18 protein-coding genes and 2 tRNA genes are annotated in these 19,661 nt (G+C 46.2%); 8 read left to right on the top strand and 12 right to left on the bottom strand.

Annotated features, from left to right (window positions below; translation table 11 throughout):
* Window positions 1–618: 618 nt before the first annotated feature.
* Both AC6R05_RS06890 and AC6R05_RS06885 read left to right on the top strand, forming a co-directional pair.
* Entirely contained in the window at window positions 619–1,176 is a 558-nt protein-coding gene (locus AC6R05_RS06890) for a VC2662 family protein (RefSeq protein WP_500646984.1), read from the top strand.
* Window positions 1,177–1,368: 192 nt separating this feature from the next.
* Window positions 1,369–2,847, top strand: coding sequence for a sensor domain-containing diguanylate cyclase (locus tag AC6R05_RS06885; protein ID WP_500646983.1), 1,479 nt, complete (start codon window positions 1,369–1,371; stop codon window positions 2,845–2,847).
* A 76-nt stretch (window positions 2,848–2,923) separates the two neighbouring features.
* Here the strand turns inward: AC6R05_RS06885 and AC6R05_RS06880 are convergent, their stop codons facing one another.
* The 3 genes from AC6R05_RS06880 to epmB all read right to left on the bottom strand — a co-directional run bounded on the left by AC6R05_RS06880 (window position 2,924) and on the right by epmB (window position 5,070).
* Window positions 2,924–3,415, bottom strand: coding sequence for an MgtC/SapB family protein (locus AC6R05_RS06880; RefSeq protein WP_032551229.1), 492 nt, complete (start codon window positions 3,413–3,415; stop codon window positions 2,924–2,926).
* A gap of 104 nt (window positions 3,416–3,519) precedes the next feature.
* Window positions 3,520–4,035 carry a prepilin-type N-terminal cleavage/methylation domain-containing protein gene (locus AC6R05_RS06875; RefSeq protein WP_500646982.1) on the bottom strand — a complete coding sequence of 172 codons (516 nt, stop codon included), beginning with the start codon at window positions 4,033–4,035 and terminating at the stop codon, window positions 3,520–3,522.
* Window positions 4,036–4,047: 12 nt separating this feature from the next.
* Window positions 4,048–5,070, bottom strand: a complete 1,023-nt coding sequence (epmB, locus tag AC6R05_RS06870; protein WP_500646981.1) for an EF-P beta-lysylation protein EpmB — start codon at window positions 5,068–5,070, stop codon at window positions 4,048–4,050.
* Window positions 5,071–5,103: 33 nt separating this feature from the next.
* Here epmB and efp point away from each other — a divergent pair, with 33 nt between their 5' ends.
* Window positions 5,104–5,670, top strand: coding sequence for an elongation factor P (gene efp / locus AC6R05_RS06865; protein ID WP_032551233.1), 567 nt, complete (start codon window positions 5,104–5,106; stop codon window positions 5,668–5,670).
* Between the two features lie 266 nt (window positions 5,671–5,936).
* The gene (locus AC6R05_RS06860) at window positions 5,937–7,340 is read left to right on the top strand and encodes an SPFH domain-containing protein (RefSeq protein ID WP_331439973.1); all 1,404 of its coding nucleotides are present in this window, start codon (window positions 5,937–5,939) and stop codon (window positions 7,338–7,340) included.
* Window positions 7,341–7,478: 138 nt separating this feature from the next.
* Here the strand turns inward: AC6R05_RS06860 and AC6R05_RS06855 are convergent, their stop codons facing one another.
* The 5 genes from AC6R05_RS06855 to frdA all read right to left on the bottom strand — a co-directional run bounded on the left by AC6R05_RS06855 (window position 7,479) and on the right by frdA (window position 12,253).
* A complete protein-coding gene (locus AC6R05_RS06855) occupies window positions 7,479–8,489 on the bottom strand; it encodes a histidine ammonia-lyase (RefSeq protein ID WP_500646980.1) in 1,011 nt (336 codons plus the stop codon).
* Between the two features lie 408 nt (window positions 8,490–8,897).
* Window positions 8,898–9,275: a fumarate reductase subunit FrdD gene (frdD, locus tag AC6R05_RS06850; protein ID WP_032551235.1), complete on the bottom strand. Its 378-nt coding sequence runs from the start codon at window positions 9,273–9,275 to the stop codon at window positions 8,898–8,900.
* A gap of 11 nt (window positions 9,276–9,286) precedes the next feature.
* A complete protein-coding gene (gene frdC / locus AC6R05_RS06845) occupies window positions 9,287–9,670 on the bottom strand; it encodes a fumarate reductase subunit FrdC (RefSeq protein ID WP_500646979.1) in 384 nt (127 codons plus the stop codon).
* A gap of 1 nt (window position 9,671) precedes the next feature.
* Window positions 9,672–10,436, bottom strand: coding sequence for a succinate dehydrogenase/fumarate reductase iron-sulfur subunit (locus AC6R05_RS06840; protein ID WP_152468051.1), 765 nt, complete (start codon window positions 10,434–10,436; stop codon window positions 9,672–9,674).
* Entirely contained in the window at window positions 10,436–12,253 is a 1,818-nt protein-coding gene (gene frdA / locus AC6R05_RS06835; RefSeq protein ID WP_500646978.1) for a fumarate reductase (quinol) flavoprotein subunit, read from the bottom strand. Before frdA ends, AC6R05_RS06840 begins: the two co-directional genes overlap by 1 nt.
* A 429-nt stretch (window positions 12,254–12,682) precedes the next feature.
* On the opposite strand from frdA, the gene epmA reads away from it, so the two are divergent.
* The gene (gene epmA / locus AC6R05_RS06830) at window positions 12,683–13,657 is read left to right on the top strand and encodes an elongation factor P--(R)-beta-lysine ligase (RefSeq protein WP_500646985.1); all 975 of its coding nucleotides are present in this window, start codon (window positions 12,683–12,685) and stop codon (window positions 13,655–13,657) included.
* Between the two features lie 40 nt (window positions 13,658–13,697).
* On the opposite strand, the gene AC6R05_RS06825 is transcribed toward epmA, so the two are convergent.
* From AC6R05_RS06825 to rsgA, 4 genes are all read right to left on the bottom strand, one after another.
* On the bottom strand, window positions 13,698–14,585 hold the full coding sequence (locus AC6R05_RS06825; RefSeq protein WP_500646977.1) for a DMT family transporter: 888 nt from the start codon (window positions 14,583–14,585) through the stop codon (window positions 13,698–13,700).
* 184 nt (window positions 14,586–14,769) lie between these two features.
* The gene (locus AC6R05_RS06820; RefSeq protein ID WP_032551242.1) at window positions 14,770–16,185 is read right to left on the bottom strand and encodes an SLC13 family permease; all 1,416 of its coding nucleotides are present in this window, start codon (window positions 16,183–16,185) and stop codon (window positions 14,770–14,772) included.
* A 220-nt stretch (window positions 16,186–16,405) separates the two neighbouring features.
* Window positions 16,406–17,311 (bottom strand): archaetidylserine decarboxylase, encoded by a 906-nt coding sequence (gene asd, locus AC6R05_RS06815; RefSeq protein ID WP_331439978.1) that lies wholly within the window; start codon window positions 17,309–17,311, stop codon window positions 16,406–16,408.
* Between the two features lie 148 nt (window positions 17,312–17,459).
* On the bottom strand, window positions 17,460–18,515 hold the full coding sequence (gene rsgA, locus AC6R05_RS06810; protein ID WP_032551244.1) for a small ribosomal subunit biogenesis GTPase RsgA: 1,056 nt from the start codon (window positions 18,513–18,515) through the stop codon (window positions 17,460–17,462).
* A gap of 151 nt (window positions 18,516–18,666) precedes the next feature.
* Between rsgA and orn the strand changes: the two genes are divergently transcribed.
* The 3 genes from orn to AC6R05_RS06795 all read left to right on the top strand — a co-directional run bounded on the left by orn (window position 18,667) and on the right by AC6R05_RS06795 (window position 19,598).
* The gene (gene orn, locus AC6R05_RS06805) at window positions 18,667–19,212 is read left to right on the top strand and encodes an oligoribonuclease (RefSeq protein WP_150872915.1); all 546 of its coding nucleotides are present in this window, start codon (window positions 18,667–18,669) and stop codon (window positions 19,210–19,212) included.
* Window positions 19,213–19,392: 180 nt separating this feature from the next.
* Window positions 19,393–19,468 (top strand) — tRNA-Gly (locus tag AC6R05_RS06800).
* 54 nt (window positions 19,469–19,522) lie between these two features.
* A tRNA-Gly gene (locus tag AC6R05_RS06795) sits at window positions 19,523–19,598 on the top strand.
* Window positions 19,599–19,661 lie beyond the last annotated feature (63 nt).

The raw sequence follows: 19,661 nt of genomic DNA, 5'->3' as shown, positions 1-19,661 counted from the left end.
AGGTGACTCGTTCTGCACTACAGTTCGCTGCATCAGTTGCTGGTCTAATGATCACAACAGAAGCGATGGTTACAGACCTACCACAAAAAGACGCTCCAGCCATGCCTGACATGGGTGGCATGGGCGGTATGGGTGGCATGGGCGGTATGATGTAATCACCGCGTTTTCCTTTCGAGGAAAGCCATACATAGCTTTAAAAACGGAGACTTCGGTCTCCGTTTTTTTGTGCCCTGGCATCGTCATTCCCTATAGCGAGTTACGAGCGTGATAGGGAATCTAGTTAATTGGGTAGGGCAGATTTTTAGATGTTGAGATTCCAGACACTTCGTTCCTCAGTTCTGGAATGACGTGAATGCTAAGTACATCGAACTCCCGTCATTCCCTATAGCGAGGGACGAGCGTAGTAGGGAATCTGGCTCTTATTCTTTTCGCATCCCGCCTCTCGAACCCTTCATCTGCTCCTATCTGCTCTATACTCAAAAAGACAGTTATGACATTGATTTAACATGGATGGCTGTTAGATAACGCAAAATAATGAGATAACTCTTTGATTGTTAGTTAACTTATCGTTCGGTAGTTGACTTCTCAATCGCGGATTCAGTCAGTGGAGACTCCCCAATGAAAAAACTACTTTCAGTACTTGCAGTATCAGCAGCGGTAATGGCTCCGGCGGCCTTTGCTTCATCGCCTGTGATGTTCTCAACAATCAATGGATTCAACGCACCAGATTCTGATACCGTTGGCGGTGTGCGTGTGGCGTTACTGCACGGTCAAGTAAACGATCTAAAAGGTCTCGACCTTGCGGTGATTGGTATGTCTGAAACTCAAACTACGACCGGTGTAAACCTTGGCTTCTTTGGTGCGTCTAAGGTGAACCAAGAGATGACAGGTGCATCTTTGGGCTTCTTTAACTGGAATGAAGGCCAGACAACCGGTGTTAACTTGGGTGCTGTGAACATTACCAATAATGTAAAAGGCGCTAACGTGAGTTTCGTAAACTACTCGAAAGGCGACACCTTGGTCGATGTGGGTGCAGCGAACTTGTCTGAGGTATCGACGGTGCAAGTAGGTATCTTCAACAAGACTAATAAGATTGAAGGCGTGCAAGTTGGTCTGATTAATTGTGCAGACAACGGCTTCTTCCCATGCTTCCCAATCGTTAATTTTGCTAAATAACGACTGAAATCAAAAGCTAAAACACTATGAGCACCTGAGCAGATTGGTTAGGTGTTCACTGCTTATTACCTCCTCCTCGCGGCTCTACGATTAATAAGCAACTTGTTTTGTATTTTTTATGTGTTCAGTACTGGACGATAGTGAACATTTCGGTACAATGTGCGGCAAAATTAAACACAAACTACCTTTGCTTTGATTAACTACCAAACTCTCGATTTTAAAAAGGCCCTGTTGGGTCTCACCGCTTTATTCTTATTAGTGTTAAGCCTATTACTTGTTGATTCAGCGGAAGAATCAGATGCTCTATATTGGATTGAAAATCAAAGGGTGAGCCAGTCTCTGGAAGAGCTCACGCAGATCATTAATGCGCTCGAATACAACATCACGGCCTTGTATCCGCTTCATGGTGACACCTACGCGTTCTCTCACACGCGAAAAATTGATGGTGAAACCTGTTACTTCTCGAGCGAGGAGCAGTCACAGCCGCGCTTTGACTTCATGTTTTCTGGCCCTATTGAGATGTGTGACCCGCGCTCACAGCTCAATGTGGAAGCGAGCAAGCGTTTGTTTATCGCGCCAACCATGGCTTACTTTGCGAATACTATCGATACTATCTCGGCGATTTACTTTATCTCTAAAGAGAAGTTCATCATCTCATCTCCCTCTGACTTCGCCAGTTATATTCAGGGTGATACCTTTGATTCGGTAGTGAATAGTCGTCCATATTGGATTAACACCATTCGATTCGGGTTAACGCAGAAGAAAGACCGAGTTGTCTACACAGGCCAATATGATGATTACCTAACGGGTAAAAAAGTAGTGACGCTAACCAAAGGCATCTATGTAAATGGCGAGTTTAAAGGCGTGTTGGGTGTCGATGGTTATGTCTCTAACTTGGTCTCCAATCCAAAGCATGGATACGAGATATCGAGCACGCTTGGCGTCAATAAGTACGGCTTTATGGATTTCACCCATTCACACCCACTGTATGTCGATGGATTACATACCCAGCTCTATCTCAACATCGAAGAGAAGAAGCGTGAGCATATACTGCATGTGTTGGAGATGGACCGTCTGCAACTCTCTTTGCTATTGGGTTTGTTCATTACTTCAGTACTGGTTTTATGGCGCATTTGTATTAAGCAGGAGCATCAACGCTTGAACGAACTGGCGATGCGAGATCCTATGACGGGGCTGCTTAACCGCCGCGGCTTTGAGGCAAGATTAATGGCTCAAGACGAAGAGCCTATCATTGGTATTGGCGTGTTTGATATTGATGACTTTAAAGCGGTCAATGACAAATATGGGCACAAGGTGGGTGATGAGGTGATCTGCCATGTGGCACACCTAATGACGAGTAGTGTTCGTCAACGAGACATAGTGGCACGCTTTGGTGGTGAGGAGTTTGTTGTGGCGATCACCGGTGAGTCTTCGGAACTGCTGACATCGATCTTCGAGCGAATCCAGAATGATATTAGTCTGCAAGGTTACCGCTGCAATGATGGCGACCGAATCAGTGTGTCTGTATCTGGCGGGGCGACGCTTTACTCGTTATACAAGTTCGATAGCTTAGCGCACTTATGGCAGAACCAGAGTATTCGCGCTTCGGATGAGCAGCTTTATCAAGCTAAGATTTCTGGTAAGAACCAAGTCTGTATTCAGGTTTTCTAAGTAAGACTACAAACAAAGCAATTGATACAACAAAGCCTAATTATCATTCATTGGGCTTTGTATTATTGGTGTGAACCTAAGACTTATTGATTCGGCCTTTACGCATCCACTTCTGGTGCACGCCTCGGCGTAGACTCTGGAAGCTGTTTTCCACTTTATCCACACCGAGTAAAATCACAATCGCTAATACCGTGATGATGACTGACTGGCTAAGATGTCCAAGAGCTATCATCATTCCTAAGGCAGCCAATACCCAGATAATCGCGGCGGAGGTGACGCCATGAATCTTGCCATCTAGCGTCATCATTACTCCAGCACCCAAAAAGCCGACGCCAGTAATGATCTGGCCTAACACACGCGCTTGGTCGAGCGTATTTGGCGACAGGCTTATCGCCATAGTCAGGAAGAAATAAGTACCGCTGATGATTAAAATTGAGGTGCGAATCCCAACCGGCTTACCGCGTGTTTGACGCTCGATACCGATTAAGGAGCCGCACAACATGCATACGGCCAGAGCTGCCCAGCTGAAAGGGGCAAGGTTGAGAAATTGTTCGATGGTTTGTGACATATCACCCCTCCTAAAAATTTAGAATAGAGCCGAGTATGCTGATAATAGACCGGACGATCGAACAAAAAGTTTTTGTCTAGACGATTAATCTGTATAGATAATGATTAACAACCGCTGGTGGTTAGTTCAAAGGTTGGTTGTGCTGATGATGTAGCTTCGGTGTATTCAAGGTAGCATTGTTGACCTGACTGCTTCTTTGTCTTCGTCATAAAGCGAATCCACGGTATCTGGCGAGAGGTGTTGTGAAAATACCAATCGGCAGGATCATCGGAGTTGAAAATGGAGTCAGCAAATGTCGCCTCAATCAGGTGGCTCCAAGCATTTGCTGAATCTGCAGCAGGGTAGCCATATACAAGTTGCACTTTGTCACCTTCAATAGTGATCTCTGCAGCGCTGAGTTTTTCTAGACCTTGTTGAACTGCAATAGGGTAAACCATGTCGGCAGCCCCTTGCATTCCGCCTCGCAAACCTTGAAGGGAAGAAATACGAGCGTCACCTTGTAGATTTAAGAACTTATTCGCCGCTGTCACCGAAATAGTACCTAAGATGACAATCACCACTACTAGCTCAATGATGGTAAAACCTTGATTACGTGTGGTGCTGTTCGAATACATCTTCATTTCGGTAACGCCTTATTCTAAGTGGAGGTCGAGTGGTGTTTTGCTGCTGCGGCCGCCTATCTCTCGGGTAAGCTTAGGCACAAGGTACCCGGACACTTCTGCCATCAAGCCCTGTATGTGCTGTTTTGCTTCTTCGTCCGAGATATAAAAATGGGCCGCGCCCTGTACCTTATCAAGTACATGCATATAGTAGGGTAAAACCCCAGCATCGAATAGACTTTCGCTTAGATTTTTCAAAGAGTTAACACAATTGTTCACGCCTTTCAGCATAACGCCTTGGTTAAGCAGGATCACGCCACTGCGTCTGAGCTTCGATAATGCGAGTTTTAACTCATCGTTGATCTCATTGGCGTGATTAATATGGTTCACTAGCACTACATTAAGGCGAGTCGAACTTAATATTTGGCACAGTTCGTCAGTAATACGTGCAGGAATCACCACAGGTAGACGGCTGTGGATGCGAACCGTCTTGATGTGCGGAATAGATTCAATCGCGTTAACTAGCCACTTCAATTCACTGTCTTTGGCCATTAACGGATCGCCACCAGAAAGCAGCACTTCATTAATCTCTGGATGCTGAGCCACATATTCAAGACTTGTCTGCCAAACCGATTTAGAGCCCTTGTTGTCTTGATAAGGGAAGTGGCGGCGAAAGCAGTAACGACAGTTCACTGCACAGCCACCTTTCACAATCATCAAAGCACGGTTTTTGTATTTGTGTAGCAGCCCTGGGATCGCGTTGTCTTGCTCCTCTAATGGATCTGCAGAGTAGCCTTCATGAACTTCGAACTCTTCGCTTAATGGCAAAACCTGACGTAATAGCGGGTCATGCGGGTTGCCTTTTTCCATTCGCTCGACAAAGCTTAACGGTACTCGCAACGCAAATAGGTTGCGTGCGGCAAAGCCTGCTTGCCATGGTGTTGGGTCTATTTCCAATGCTTCAAGGAGTTTTGTCGGGTCTGAGATCGCATTCGATAGCTGTTTGAGCCAGTTTTGCTCAACAGATTCGACTTTTCGGGTTATGATATGCGGCATTGAAATCAACTCAAAGATGTGTAAGAGGAAATCATGGCGTCAGTAAGCACCAATGAATTCAAAGGCGGTTTAAAATTCATGATGGATAACGAGCCTTGCTCAATTATCGAAAATGAATACGTTAAGCCAGGTAAAGGCCAAGCGTTTAACCGTGTTAAACTTCGTAAACTGCTGTCAGGCAAAGTGTTAGAGAAAACATTCAAGTCAGGCGATACAGTAGAACTAGCAGACGTTGTAGACGTTGATCTAGGTTACCTGTACTCAGATGGCGAGTTTTTCCACTTCATGAACAACGAGACATTCGAGCAAATCGCTGCAGATGCGAAAGCAGTTGGCGAAACAGCTAAATGGCTAGTTGAAAACGACGTATGTACTCTAACGTTGTGGAATGATAACCCTATCACAGTAACTCCGCCAAACTTTGTTGAAATCGAAGTTACGGATACAGATCCTGGCCTGAAGGGTGATACTCAAGGTACTGGTGGTAAACCAGCAACTCTAGCAACAGGCGCGGTAGTTCGTGTACCTCTATTCATCGCTATCGGTGAAGTTGTTAAAGTAGATACTCGTACTGGCGAATACGTTGGTCGTGTGAAGTAATTTACTTCAACTGTTTGATGAAAGGTCGCTTAGGCGGCCTTTTTTATTGCCTGCTGTTTTCTAGTTTTCTGACTTCCCCCGATAGAGACCTATCCCGCAAAATTAGCACAAATACGTATCATTCGTAAAAATCTTATAAATTTGATGAATCTTTCGATTATTCCTTAATGTAACAATTTGATACATTAGTCCCTGTTGTCAGTGAGTTGCATATCACTTTGATTTTTATCGATTTAACTCAATGACAATCCAATAAGGAGAATAAAATGGAAAGCAGAGGCTTAGGACAGGGTTTGAAAGTAGAAGAAAGACGTCAGCTACTACACAAAGGACTCAAAGCAGCAGTATTTGGTATTCCGCTGCTCGCATTAGGCTTAACAATTAATAGCTCAGTACTGATGACCGATGCTGGTTACAGCTATGTGCACCAAAACAACATTACTGGTGAACTCGATGTATTCACAGAACCAGGCATTCACTTTCGTATGCCGTTTCTGTCTAAGATCACCAAGTATGACCAAGTCATCACCGTGTCTTTCGGCAACAGCAAGGGTGAAGATTTCTATCAGAGATTAGATCCGGTACAGGTGCGTTTTGCTGATACCTATATCGGGCAGATCCCAGTGACGTTCCGCTTCAAGCTGAGTAACGATCCACAAGCTGTCGAAAAGATGCATAAAGAGTTTCGTAACAACAGCAACTTGATTGATGCCTTGCTGGTGAAGAATGCGCGCAACGTGACTGTGATTACTGCAACCCAGTACACAGGTGAGGAGTTCTTCCAAGGTGGTTTAAACCAGTTTAAGTCCAAACTGGGTGACCAACTGCGTGAAGGTATCTACCTGACCGAGCGTCGCCAAGTTGAAGTGGAAGAGTTAGAGCTAGCACCTGTTGGGGCCAATCAGTCAAACTCGAACCAGCTACAGCGAACCAATCAGTTGGTGTGGAAGACAGTCCCTGTCGTAGACAATACTGGTCAGCCAATTCGTCAGGATAACCCTCTGCAGCAATATGGTATCCAAGTAACACAGGTGACGATTGGCGACCCTCAACCTGAGAAGCAACTAGATCAGCTATTGGCGGACAAGAAGCGTCTCGTTGCAGACCGAATCCGCGCTATTCAGGAGCAAGAGACGTCAAAAGCGCAAGCTGAGACAGAGCAATTGCGCAAAGAGATTCAACGAACTCGTGAAGTTCAAGATGCTCAGCGTAGCAAAGAACTTGCAATCATCGCGCAGCAAAAAGAGGTTGAAGTTGCACGTCAGATTGCTGAACGTGAAATCGTAGAGGTCGAGAAAACTAAGCGACTGGCTGAGGTTGAGAAAGAGAAAGAGCTCGCGACAGCAGAAGCGAACCTAGCGATTCAGAAAGCTAATGCGCTGTCTGCCGAATTTGAAGCGAAAGCGATTCTTGAAAAAGGTCGAGCAGAAGCCGAAGTACTGAAAGCGAAATATGCAGCACTTGGTGCTAACCGCGAAGTGTACCTCGCTGAGTTAAATCGCGATGTGGCAAACTCGTTGTACAATAATCTGCAGAACTTCCAAGTGCAGATGCCGCAAAACTACATCGGTGGCGGTGAAGAGACTGGCTTGAAAACTAACCTTGATGTGATTACTGGCTTCGGTGCATTAGGCTTAATGGACCAAACCAAGAAGGTTACACAGCAATAAGATCATGGGTAGTCAAAAGCTCTAATTACCCAGTGATTTAGAAAAGCAAAGAGGCAGATACCTAGGTACTTGCCTCTTTTTTTTGAATCGAACATTATCAAAACATGCGACTCTTACCCGCCAAATGACATTGCTGTTTTATTTCTTATTCGTCAAGAAGTAGGTCTCTAAGTATGTGTTAAGTGGCGCAAAAGCTGGGTTTGCCCACGAGATAAACATATCATTCGCACTACCATCTAGAGTGCCAGAACCGACTTGGCCGATGGCTTTGAATTTACTGTCTTTTGAGCCATATAGTTCACCACCACCTTCGCTGATTGCAGGGTTTACTTTGTATTCGTACATCAATCCAAGTAGTGCGCCAGGGTTCATGTTAACGCCGCTAATCGCATGGATGTCATCAACCTTACCGTTTGGTGCAGGATCTTCGCCATCCTCTGTTGCACACGGCGTATCTGTACCCAATGCTCGCTCAGAGGCGATTAGAGGAAGCTGACCGTTTCCGTACGGGCATTCATCGAAGCGAAGTGCTTCTGCGTTAATGACTTTAGCTGCAGCATCTTGGTCGACAAGTAATTGTTTGAAATTTGAGTAAGCTGTTTCTAAACCTTGGCCAAGGTGATGGCTTTTGTTGTCATCGACATAGTAGTCAAACAGCTGCATTAGCTTTTGATAAGTGGTTGCACGCTGTGTCTCATCGACTCCTTCAATGTTCGTGTAAACCAGCTCAACACCATCCGCGATTTTCTTATCTTGGCTAAGTGTAACAACGAATTTTGCCTCTGGGCTCTCTTCGGTCGGTTCACTCTCCATAATGCCAATCACTAGCGTCTTTTGATTAAGTTGCTGTTTAACGGCTTCGCTTGCCCAGTTGGTGTAGTTCGTGGCTTGTGTGATGACACGTTGATGATGTTCATCAGTGATTGTCGAGCCAACTTTTAGCACATAGATGCCTTTCTCAAATGCACAGTGAGGAACTTCCGCTGCAGTAGAGCAGTTATCAATCGATGAAAACACCTTTACGGTCGTTGTCGGAGTCGTAGGTGGTGGTGTTGGAGTCGTGGGTGTTGTAGGTGTCGTATTGCTGTCTGATGAGCTGTTACAGCCTGTGAGAGCAAGGGGCAAGAGTGCTAGGAGTAACTGTTTCATGATATCTGCTTCTGGAATTAATTAATGGTGTTCAATTGTTCTTGTTTATCTATTGATAACGATATCATTTAGGCCAATTTCAGGATGTAAGGTGGCGTAAGTAATGTAAGCGAAAGGGATAGATTCGAGTAAGCGAGGTATGAGATTCGAAGAACAGGAAGGGCAGATGCGAGTATACGAGATGCGGGGTTCGCAGAACTGAATAGAGCCAGAGATAAGATAAAGAATAAAAAAGCAGAACAAGATAACCCTGTTCTGCTTTTAGTCTTTCGCTCTTTAGCTTTTCGCATCTCGATTACTCGAAACCCGCATCTGCTCTTAAGCTCTTCGCAACTCGATTACCCGAAACTCGAATCCGCTTTCAATTAAGCTCTTCGCATCTCGATTACTCGAATCCCGTATCTGCTCTTAAATCATAAACACAAAGATCACAGCCAATGCGCTGATTAGGCCTGCAAATGCGTAACACGCAACTTTACCAGCAACACCTGTGTGGAACTTAAGGTCGTGCATGCCGTGGTGAACACGGTGCATTGCGTGCCACATAGGTAGAGCTAGTGTACCAATCACAAACAGGCCACCAATGATGCTGGTAGCGAAGCCTGAAACACGCTCATAGCTCATCGCTTCTGCATCGATAATGCCCATTGGTACTAAGATGCCGAGTACTAGGATCGTGATTGGCGTGATCATCGCAAACCAAGTACCGCCAGCGCCAAATAGGCCCCACCAGATTGGCTCGTCAGAACGTTTAGGAGCGCGATTTACTTTGTAACTTGGGTTCATAATTTAGCTCCTTAAACCACAACAAGAACGATGAGTGAAATAAAGGCGACTGCTGCCCATTGGCCAAGAACGATAAGCTTTTTATCGAGCAGTTTACCCTTGATACGAATCGGCATTACCTGAGGCATCATGCTAAAAAAGGTTTGAGCATGAAGCAGGCTGCCCAGTAGCGCGATAATATTAATGCCGACAACCAGTGGGTTTGCCATGAAGTCTAGCCAGGTTTGCCAGGATTCAGGCCCTTTCACAAGTGCACCCAAGCCAAAGGTTAAGAACACAGTGAACAGCACCAGCGGCAGTACCGTTGCTTCGCGTAGCATGTAGAAGCGGTAGAACGGATGGTTGCTCCACCACGTTCGATTCATCTCACGAACATAAGGTTTACGGTTGCTCATCTTATGCCTCCTGTGCTGTTTTCTTTGGTGTGCCGTCTGGCTTGAACATAGAGATCACGAAGTCCATAGAAGACTCAACTTTGCCTTGGTTTACTGCCGCTGCTGGGTCGACTTTCTTCGGACAAACTTCAGAACAGTAACCAACAAACGTACAGCCCCAAGCGCCGTTTTCACCATTGATAAGCTTCATACGCTCATCTTTACCGTTGTCACGGCTATCTAGGTTGTAACGGTGAGCAAGAGTCAGTGCCGCAGGGCCAATGAACTCTGGATTTAGACCGAACTGAGGACACGCTGCGTAGCAAAGACCACAGTTGATACAACCAGCGAACTGTTTGTATTTCGCCATCTGCTCTGGTGTTTGCAGGTTAGTACCGTCTTCTGGCTTGCGGTCATTACCAATGATGTAAGGCTTAATCGCTTCTAGGCGCTCGATGAACGGCGTCATGTCGACAATCAAATCTTTCTCGATTGGGAAGTTAGCCAATGGTTCGATAGTCAGGCCGTTCGGGTAGTCACGTAAGAAGCTCTTACACGCTAGCTTTGGCACGCCATCGACCATCAGGCCACAAGAACCACAGATCGCCATACGACAAGACCAACGATAAGAGAGGTCTTTGTCTAGGTTATCTTTGATGTAGCCAATCGCATCAAGAACCGACATGGTCTCATCAAAAGGCACCTCGAAAGTCTGCATGTAAGGTTCTGCATCTTTCTCAGGGTCGTAGCGCAGAATGTCTACTTTTTGGATACGATTCGCTGACATTACGCTTTCTCCTCTTCACGGTTCTCATCTTGAGCTGCTTTTTCAGCCGCTGCCGCTTTTTCTGCTGCTTCACCATACAGACGCGCTTTCGGTTGAGACTTGGTGATCTTAACGTCGCTATAGTCGATGGTTGGTGCGGCATCTTCATTGAAGAAAGACAGAGAGTGTTTTAGGAAGTTCACGTCATCACGCTCAGTGCAGTTGTCGTCTAGACGTTGGTGTGCACCGCGAGACTCTTTACGTAGGATTGCTGAGTGAACCATCGCTTCCGCAACCTCTAGGCCGTAGCCCACTTCGATAGCGTAAAGTAGGTCAGTGTTGAACACCTTACCTTTGTCTTTAATGCTGATCTTCTTGTAGCGCTGCTTAAGCTCTGTGATTTTATCGATGGTTGCTTGCATCAGGTCTTCTTGACGGTAGATACCACAGCCAGCTTCCATGGTGTGACCCATTTCAGTACGGATATCTGCCCAGTTCTCATCGCCTTCTTGGTTCATCAGTGCTGCGATACGATCTTCGACCGCTTTCACTTGCTTAGCGATAGACTCTTCATTCCAGCCTTTGAACTCCGCTGCGCGTTTCACTGCGTGCTCACCAGCAACACGGCCAAATACTACGAACTCAGCCAGAGAGTTAGAACCTAAACGGTTTGCACCGTGAAGACCAACAGACGCACATTCACCAACTGCGAATAGACCCTTAATGCGAGTTTCACAGCTACCGTTGGTTTCAATACCACCCATGGTGTAGTGAACGGTAGGGCGAATTGGGATTGGCTCTTTTGCAGGATCAACGTTCACGTAAGCTTTTGCTAGCTCACAGATAAACGGTAGACGCTCTTGCAGGTACTCTTCACCAAGGTGGCGAAGGTCAAGGTGTACTACATCACCAAGCGGGTGCTTGATGGTGTTGCCTTTTTGCTGCTCATGCCAGAATGCTTGGGAAACTTTGTCACGTGGACCAAGCTCCATGTATTTGTTTTTCGGCTCGCCTACTGGTGTTTCAGGGCCCATGCCGTAATCTTGAAGGTAACGGTAGCCGTTCTTGTTGACGATGATACCGCCTTCACCACGACAACCTTCGGTCATCAAGATGCCAGTGCCCGGTAGGCCTGTTGGGTGGTATTGAACGAACTCCATATCGCGCAGTGGTACACCGTGGCGATAAGCCATTGCCATGCCGTCGCCAGTCACGATGCCGCCGTTGGTGTTACAGTGGTAAACACGACCTGCGCCACCGGTTGCTAGAACAACTGATTTCGCCTTGATGGTAACAAGCTCACCTTCAGACATGTGAATCGCGATAAGGCCTTGTACTTCGCCTTCTTCAACGATTAAATCCATCACAAAGTACTCGTCAAACCGCTTGATTTGGTCGTACTTAATCGAAGTCTGGAACAGTGTATGAAGCATGTGGAAGCCGGTTTTATCCGCTGCGAACCACGTTCTCTCTACTTTCATACCGCCAAAGCGACGTACGTTTACTTCACCATTTTCTTTACGACTCCATGGGCAGCCCCATTGCTCCATTTGGATCATTTCGCGAGTCGCGTTCTCAACAAAGTATTCAACAACATCCTGTTCACATAGCCAGTCGCCACCGCCAACCGTATCGTTGAAGTGGTTATCTAGGCTATCTTCGTCCTTGATTACTGCCGCTGAACCGCCTTCTGCCGCTACCGTGTGCGAACGCATTGGGTAAACTTTAGAAATCAGTGCTACTTCTAATTCAGGATTAGCTTCAGCCGCTGCAATAGCAGTACGAAGACCAGCGCCGCCTGCGCCGATGACTGCGATATCTGTGGTAATTGTCTTCACAGTTATCCTCCAGTGTGATGCGGAGTTTTCCGCTTGTTATTATAAAAAGCCGATTTAGGAAGTTCTAAATAGTAGGAACCATTTAGCGCCCCTAAGCCTTAAGTGGTAGGTTCAGTGTATGAGAGGACGTGATTTCAAAAATTGATTTATTTAGGGTTTTGCTTCGGTAATGCAAGCGAGAGCATAAACTTTATGGGATCTGTGACTGCAGTCACGGCAAGAATTTGTTGCGTGCTACAGATAAGAGAACATGTCGATAAATGCGGCGATATTGAGTGGTTTATTATTGATTTTGTTGATTATTATTCGCGTTAACCATCAATGTCAGTGTTATAAACTTTCTGATAACTCAGTATTAAGAAAAGATGATCTTTTGCTAAACAAACGGTATCTTTCGCACCAGTTATTTCAGTGAGTAATTCTAAAATCATGAACCAAGCCAACTGGCAGCCAGCTGCGCCGATTAAGCAGTTGAAACAACGTGCTTTATTGATTCGTCAGATCCGTGACTTCTTTTTTGAGCGTGATGTGATGGAGGTTGATACTCCAGCCATGAGCCACGCCACGGTCACCGATGTGCACCTGCACACCTTCAAAACCGAGTTTGTTGGACCTGGGTATGCTGGTGGGCAAAAGCTATTTTTCATGACTAGCCCTGAATTTCACATGAAACGTCTTTTAGCGTCAGGCAGTGGATGTATTTATCAGATTGCCAAAGCCTTTCGCAATGAAGAGAACGGCCGCTACCACAACCCTGAATTTATGATGTTGGAGTGGTACCGCGTTGGTTTTGACCATCATAAGCTGATGGATGAGATGGATGATCTGCTGCAGTTGGTTCTGAAATCGGACAAGGCTGAGCGTATGACTTACCAAAACGCGTTTCTTAATGTGCTCGGGGTGTGTCCATTAGAAGGTTCGATGGAAGAGCTAAAAGTATGTGCTGGTAGCTTAGGGCTAAGCGATATTGCTGATCTTGAAGAAGATAGAGACACCTTGCTGCAACTACTATTCAGCATCGGTGTGGAGCCTAAAATTGGCCAAACGGTACCTGCATTCGTATATGACTTCCCAGCTTCGCAAGCGGCACTCGCTAAGATTAACCCGCAAGACAATCGCGTCGCTGATCGCTTCGAGGTTTACTTTAAAGGCATTGAGCTGGCTAACGGGTTCCACGAGTTAGATAACCCGCAAGAGCAACTGCAACGCTTTGAGGAAGATAATCAAAAACGCATTGAGATGGGGCTAGAGCCACAACCTATCGATCATCATCTCATTGAAGCACTGAAAGCGGGCCTACCAAGCTGTGCAGGTGTGGCATTAGGTATTGACCGATTAATCATGCTCGCTATGGGACACGATCATATCGATGAAGTGACGGCATTTCCTTTCCCGAGATCTTAACGCTTGCTTTCTTGAGTCAGCTAACTCTGGTAACGTCAGATTAGCTGACTAATATTCCCGTTCCTACTACCGCGACAATCGCGCCTATCCATGCGTAAGCATTTGGTCTCTGTTTGGTATAAATCCATAAAATCGGCAGCAGCATAATCGGCGTTGTCGATGATAGCAGGGCCACCATACCGACGTTCCCTTCTTGCAGTGCATAGAGAATTAACGTCATACCAACTGCCATCGCAAGAAATCCGTTAATTGCGGTAATGAACAGGATATTACCGTTAATTGGATTTACGGCGCGTGATAGCTTAGCCCCCGTCAGTCTAAAAAGTGAATGAGCAATAAAGGCGGTAATCATACGAATCGCTGAGGCGGCGACTGGGTCGATGTTGGTTTGCATAACTGGCTTAGCGATGATGCCACCGAGAGCTTGGCAAATCGCGGCAGTTAGTCCGAGCGCGACACCAATCCAAACCGTGCCTTTGATGGCTTCAAGTTGGTTGTTTGCTTGCCCTTTACGACCAAAGAAAATAGCGGTGAGCACGCCACTAAATACCAGTGCAGAGCCGATGAGTTCTAAGCTAGTCATGCTTTCACTAAACAAGAAGTAGCCAAGAATGGCTGAGAAAACGGCGTGACAAGAGAACAGTAGGCCAGCTTGGCGTGGCCCCATTCGGTTCAAACAGGCAAATAGGGCAGTATCACCAATGAAGATACCAATTAAGCCTGACAACATCATAGGTGTGATTAAATCGGATTCTACCGTTGTCCAGCCTCCGGTTAGCCATGCCATAGATGAGAGCATGATGGCTGTGCAGCCCATACGCCAACGACTATAGGCAAACGAGCCTAAATGTTGAGCCGGCTTTACCGACATCAAACTGGCAATCGCCCACAAAAAAGCCGCCGCTAAGGCCAACCATTCAAATCCCATTGCTCACATCCATGTAAAAAAGCGAAGAGAGTTAATATGCCCCAAAGCGTTGAGTTCGCAAAGGGTTTGATTAACCAAGCTCCAAAATAATACAGATTGGAATTGAGGAAGCTCTTATAGGCGGAGAAAGGTGTCACAGCTCAATTGGATATTGAGCTGTGACGAGTTTGGATAAGAGAGGGATTTAAACGAATAAGAACATTGCCAGATAGACAATCGCCAGACCAACGACACCTAAGATAACGCCCATTTTCGCCATGTCTTTGCTCTCGATAAGACCGGTCGAGTAGGCGAGTGAGTTTGGTGGTGTGGATACAGGTAAAATCATGCCGAGTGATGCTGAGAAGGCGACCACAACTAGCAAACCTTGTAATCCACCAATTGCAGCCAAGCTTTCCATAGATGCGCCAATGGCTGCGGCGATCGGCATTAGCAAGTTAGCGGTCGCGGTATTGGACATGAAGTTGGCCATTAGCCAGCAGACGATAGACAGTGTTAGTACTACAGCTGCCGGGGAGAGTGATTCATAGTCAATCGCGTGTGCCAGTGCCGCCGCAAGTCCGGTTTTATCTAGGCCAATACCAATCGCGATACCGCCGGCTACCAACCACAATACGTCCCAGTTAATCAGTTTGAGCTCTTCTTTGCCCATGATGCCGGTTAAGGTAAAAACTGCCAGTGGAATGATCGACACCACATAGGTGTTCATCCCGTGCAGCTTAGTCGTCATCCACAATAGAATCGTTGCAGCAAAGGTGACGTAAACCACAATCGCACGCCAACTCTTTTTAAATTGTCCATCGAGTCTTAACACCATGTTCTTCTGCTGAGACGGGAAGAACTTCTGTAGCAAAACCCAGGCAATCGTTAGCTGAATGATTACAAAGGGTAGGCCCATCATCATCCAACTTAAGAAGTCGATGGTGTTCTCTCCGGTCAGATACTGCAGTGCGATTGCATTCGGTGGTGTACCTATTGGAGTCGCGATACCACCAGTATTAGCCGCGATTGGAATACACAGTACCAAGGCTTTAATGCCTAAGTCTCCCTTGGGCGCTGACGCGACAATTGGACCAAGTAGGGCGAGCATCATCACAGTGGTTGCTGTATTCGACATGAACATGGAAAACACAGCAGTAATCAGCATCAGGCCGAGCATGATGAAGCGAGGTTCTGTCCCAAACGGTTTTAGCAGAACGCGCGCTAAGTTGTTATCCAGTTCGTATTTCGAAGCCGCTATCGCCAACGCAAAACCACCCATAAACAGAATAATAATTGGTGACGAGAAGGCGCTGAAGATATCGGTGTATTTAATCAGCTCTCCTAAATCATGGCCTGCTGGTGGCTGCCTGAATAGGTGCAAACCTTTGTCCGATATCATGATTACTTCAAGAGTGATGATCAGGATCGAGGTGGCAAAAACCGGAACGGGTTCTAACACCCACAACAACGCAGCCAGTAAGAAAATGGCCAACAGACGATGTTGAATAAGGGTCAGATCGTCAATGGGAATGGAGTCGATAGGCATAAAAAGCACACCTAACGGAATTGCAAAGCAGATCAGCAGTTTAACGAGAACGCCAACATTGAGCTTAGGCATGTGATGGAAACCCTATGAAGAAAATATCTACAAATAGAGTAAGTTATCTGATTTTTTGATACTTAGGCGACGGTTATAAAATTGCAAAGTCGTTTAACTTTTCGGCAACTGTTTTGCTTTTGGTCAATATTTGTAAATCCGCTCTCATAACGAGTAGGTTGTCGATACAAAAAAGGTGAGCCATGAGCTCACCTTTCAAATATCAATTAGCAGTTGGCGCTTATTCTTGCTCAGCGTCCGGCTGCACTTTTTCTGCTTCTGCTTCTGCTGACGCGATATGTGCGTATGGAGTACCTAGGACCGTCTTCTCACCGTTTGCCATGCTCTCGTCGAACTTGATTGCGTCTTTAGCGAACAGGTTGATAACGGTTGAGCCTAGCTTGAAGCGGCCCATCTCTTCACCTTTCTTTAGGATAACCGCTTTGTCACCTTCAGCTGGGTAATCCCACTTGTAAACTGTGTTACCGCGCGGTGGAGTAATTGTGCCAGCCCAAATCTGCTCAATGCTGCCTACAATCGTTGCACCAACTAGAACTTGAGCCATTGGGCCAAATTCAGTATCGAAGATACACACTACACGCTCGTTACGAGCAAATAGGTTAGGAACATTTTCCGCAGTTAGTGGGTTCACTGAGAACAGATCACCTGGAACGTAGATCATTTGGCGCAGTGTACCGTCGCATGGCATGTGAACACGGTGGTAATCACTTGGTGATAGGTACAGAGTCGCGAATTCACCGTCTTTAAACTCTTCAGCAAGGTTTGCATCGCCACCTAATAGTTCACGAGCAGAGAAGTCATGACCTTTTGCTTGGATCAGTTTGCCATCTGTAATTGGGCCAAATTGGCTTACTCGCGCATCGGCAGGGTGCACAATCACAGATTCGCCTTCCGCGATTGGACGCATGCCTTCTTTAAGCTCACGTACGAAGAACTCGTTGAAGGTCTTGAAGTGTTTTGGATCGCTGTGAAGGGCTTCATCCATGTTCACTTTGTACTGCTTGATGAACCAGTTGATGATCGCTGTAGTTAAACCGCCCGCTTTAGCAGACGCTAGTTTACCGACTAAGCGAGTCAGTCCATGTTGTGGAATCCAGTACTGCAATCCAACTTTGATCTTATCCATTGTATTAATATTCCAATGTTGTGTATTTCTTCAATGAAAATCAGTTAATGACGCTTTAGGGCGCGAGATGTTACTCAATATCGCGCCAATTGTCAGCAAGTGCGCAAACTTTGGTTGCAACTGCTGAGAGTTATTCACAAAAATGGCCTTACAGATCAGCCTTCTTGTTTCTTGAGTACTGTCGGTTAGCTTTGTTTTCAACCATGCTCTCAATGATACGGTGGTAGTTCTCAAAGCGGATACGGCTGATCTTGCCATCCTCAACCGCTTCGCGAAGGATACAACCCGGGTCATCATTGTGTTTACAGTCGCGGAACTTACAACCACCAAGGTAAGGCTTGAACTCAACAAAGGCTTCGGTGATGGCTTCAGGCTCCAAGTGCCATAAACCAAATTCACGTACCCCCGGAGAATCAATCAAGTCACCGCCTGATGGGAAGTGGTATAGACGTGCTGCTGTTGTGGTGTGTTGGCCAAGGCCTGAGTTCTCTGACACCGCGCCTTCTTCGATATCAAGCGTTGGCATCAGCGCGTTAACTAGGCTGGATTTACCAACGCCCGATTGACCAACAAAGATGTTGATGCGGTTTGCCAGTTCAGCTTCTAGCTCAGCAATGCCGTAGCCGGTCTCTTTACTCACAAATAGAACCTTGTAGCCAATCTCTTCATAGATGGTTAGGGTCTGTTTGTATTCTGCGAGCTGTTCTTCGCTGAGCAGGTCAACTTTGTTTAATACAATCAGTGGCGCGATGCTCAATGTATCAGAGGCGATCAGGTAGCGGTCGATGATGTTCAGGGATAGCTCTGGTAGCACCGCAGACACAATCACCATTTGATCAACGTTAGCCGCGACAGGCTTCAGGCCGTCGTAGTAATCCGGGCGAGTTAGAATAGAAGTACGTGGCTCAACGGCCTCAACTACACCAGAGATGCCAGCCATCGATTCAAGACCGGCACGCCAGATCACTCGGTCGCCAGAGACCAAGCTTTCGATACCACGACGCAGGTTACAACGGTGGATCTCGCTAGTTTCTACGTCTTCAATATCAGCATGTTGACCAAATCGAGTAATTACTAGGCCACTCTTGGTGCCGCCGAGCATGCTCTCATCCCACTGGACCGAGTCTTCCTGCTTGAGTCGTTTCTTTTGGTTACTGCGTACGCGTCGCACTTGACCTTTGGTTAACTTTTTCTTTTTCGCCACAATTTTCTACTTAACACATCTAACTTGATGATAGGGAACTCGTCGTAACTGAGCTTGTTGCCATGAGATTAACGCGGCACAAAACCTAGTTTGAGTATACTTATTTGGGTATAGTACCTCTTTTACACGCAAACAAATAGGCAGCGCCATTATGTCCTTTAGCGATCAGAACCTAATATGGGTCGATCTAGAGATGACGGGACTTGATCCTGAAACTCATAAAATCATTGAAATTGCTACTATCGTCACCGATAGTGAGCTGAACATTCTTGCTGAAGGCCCAGTATTAGCTATCCATCAACCAGACAGTGAGCTGGATAAAATGGACGAGTGGTGTACGACAACACACACCGGCAGCGGCCTAGTGAAACGTGTGAAAGAGAGCACCGTGACGGAACAAGATGCGATTGCTCAAACGATCGAGTTTCTTGAAAAGTGGGTGCCGAAAGGTAAATCACCGATTTGTGGCAACAGTATTGGCCAAGATCGTCGTTTCTTGTACAAGCATATGCCTGAACTGGAAGAGTACTTTCACTACCGTTACATCGATGTGAGCACTTTGAAAGAGCTTACGCGTCGTTGGAAACCTGAAGTATTAGATGGCTTTACTAAATCTGGTAGTCACTTAGCCTTAGATGACATTCGTGAGTCGATTGCTGAACTTCAGTACTACCGCAAGACGATCATCAATATCTAATTGATTCAAAATAGTTGTTTTGAATTGATTATCTGGCTGCGAAATCAACATTTTTTTGAAATTCTGTGTGCTTTTTCAGCACTTGACGAAAAAGTTGCAGAATTTTGCATTAAGGACTTGCATCACAAAAAAATGCTCTTATAATTCGCAGCCCTGAACGGCGAAAGACGTTTTCAGAATGCGACACTAGCTCAGCTGGTAGAGCGCAACCTTGCCAAGGTTGAGGTCACGAGTTCGAACCTCGTGTGTCGCTCCAATTTGTAGATTAACGTGAAAACGATAATCGAAAGGTGAAAGACCTTTCCGTGATGCGACACTAGCTCAGCTGGTAGAGCGCAACCTTGCCAAGGTTGAGGTCACGAGTTCGAACCTCGTGTGTCGCTCCAATTTGTAGATTAACGCGAAAGCGGTAATCGAAAGGTGAAAGACCTTTCCGTGATGCGACACTA

This window comes from Vibrio sp. R11-SG3-ISO9, assembly GCF_059834255.1.
Note: the sequence above shows the minus strand (reverse complement) of the source record. Positions and strands in the feature narration are given on the sequence as shown.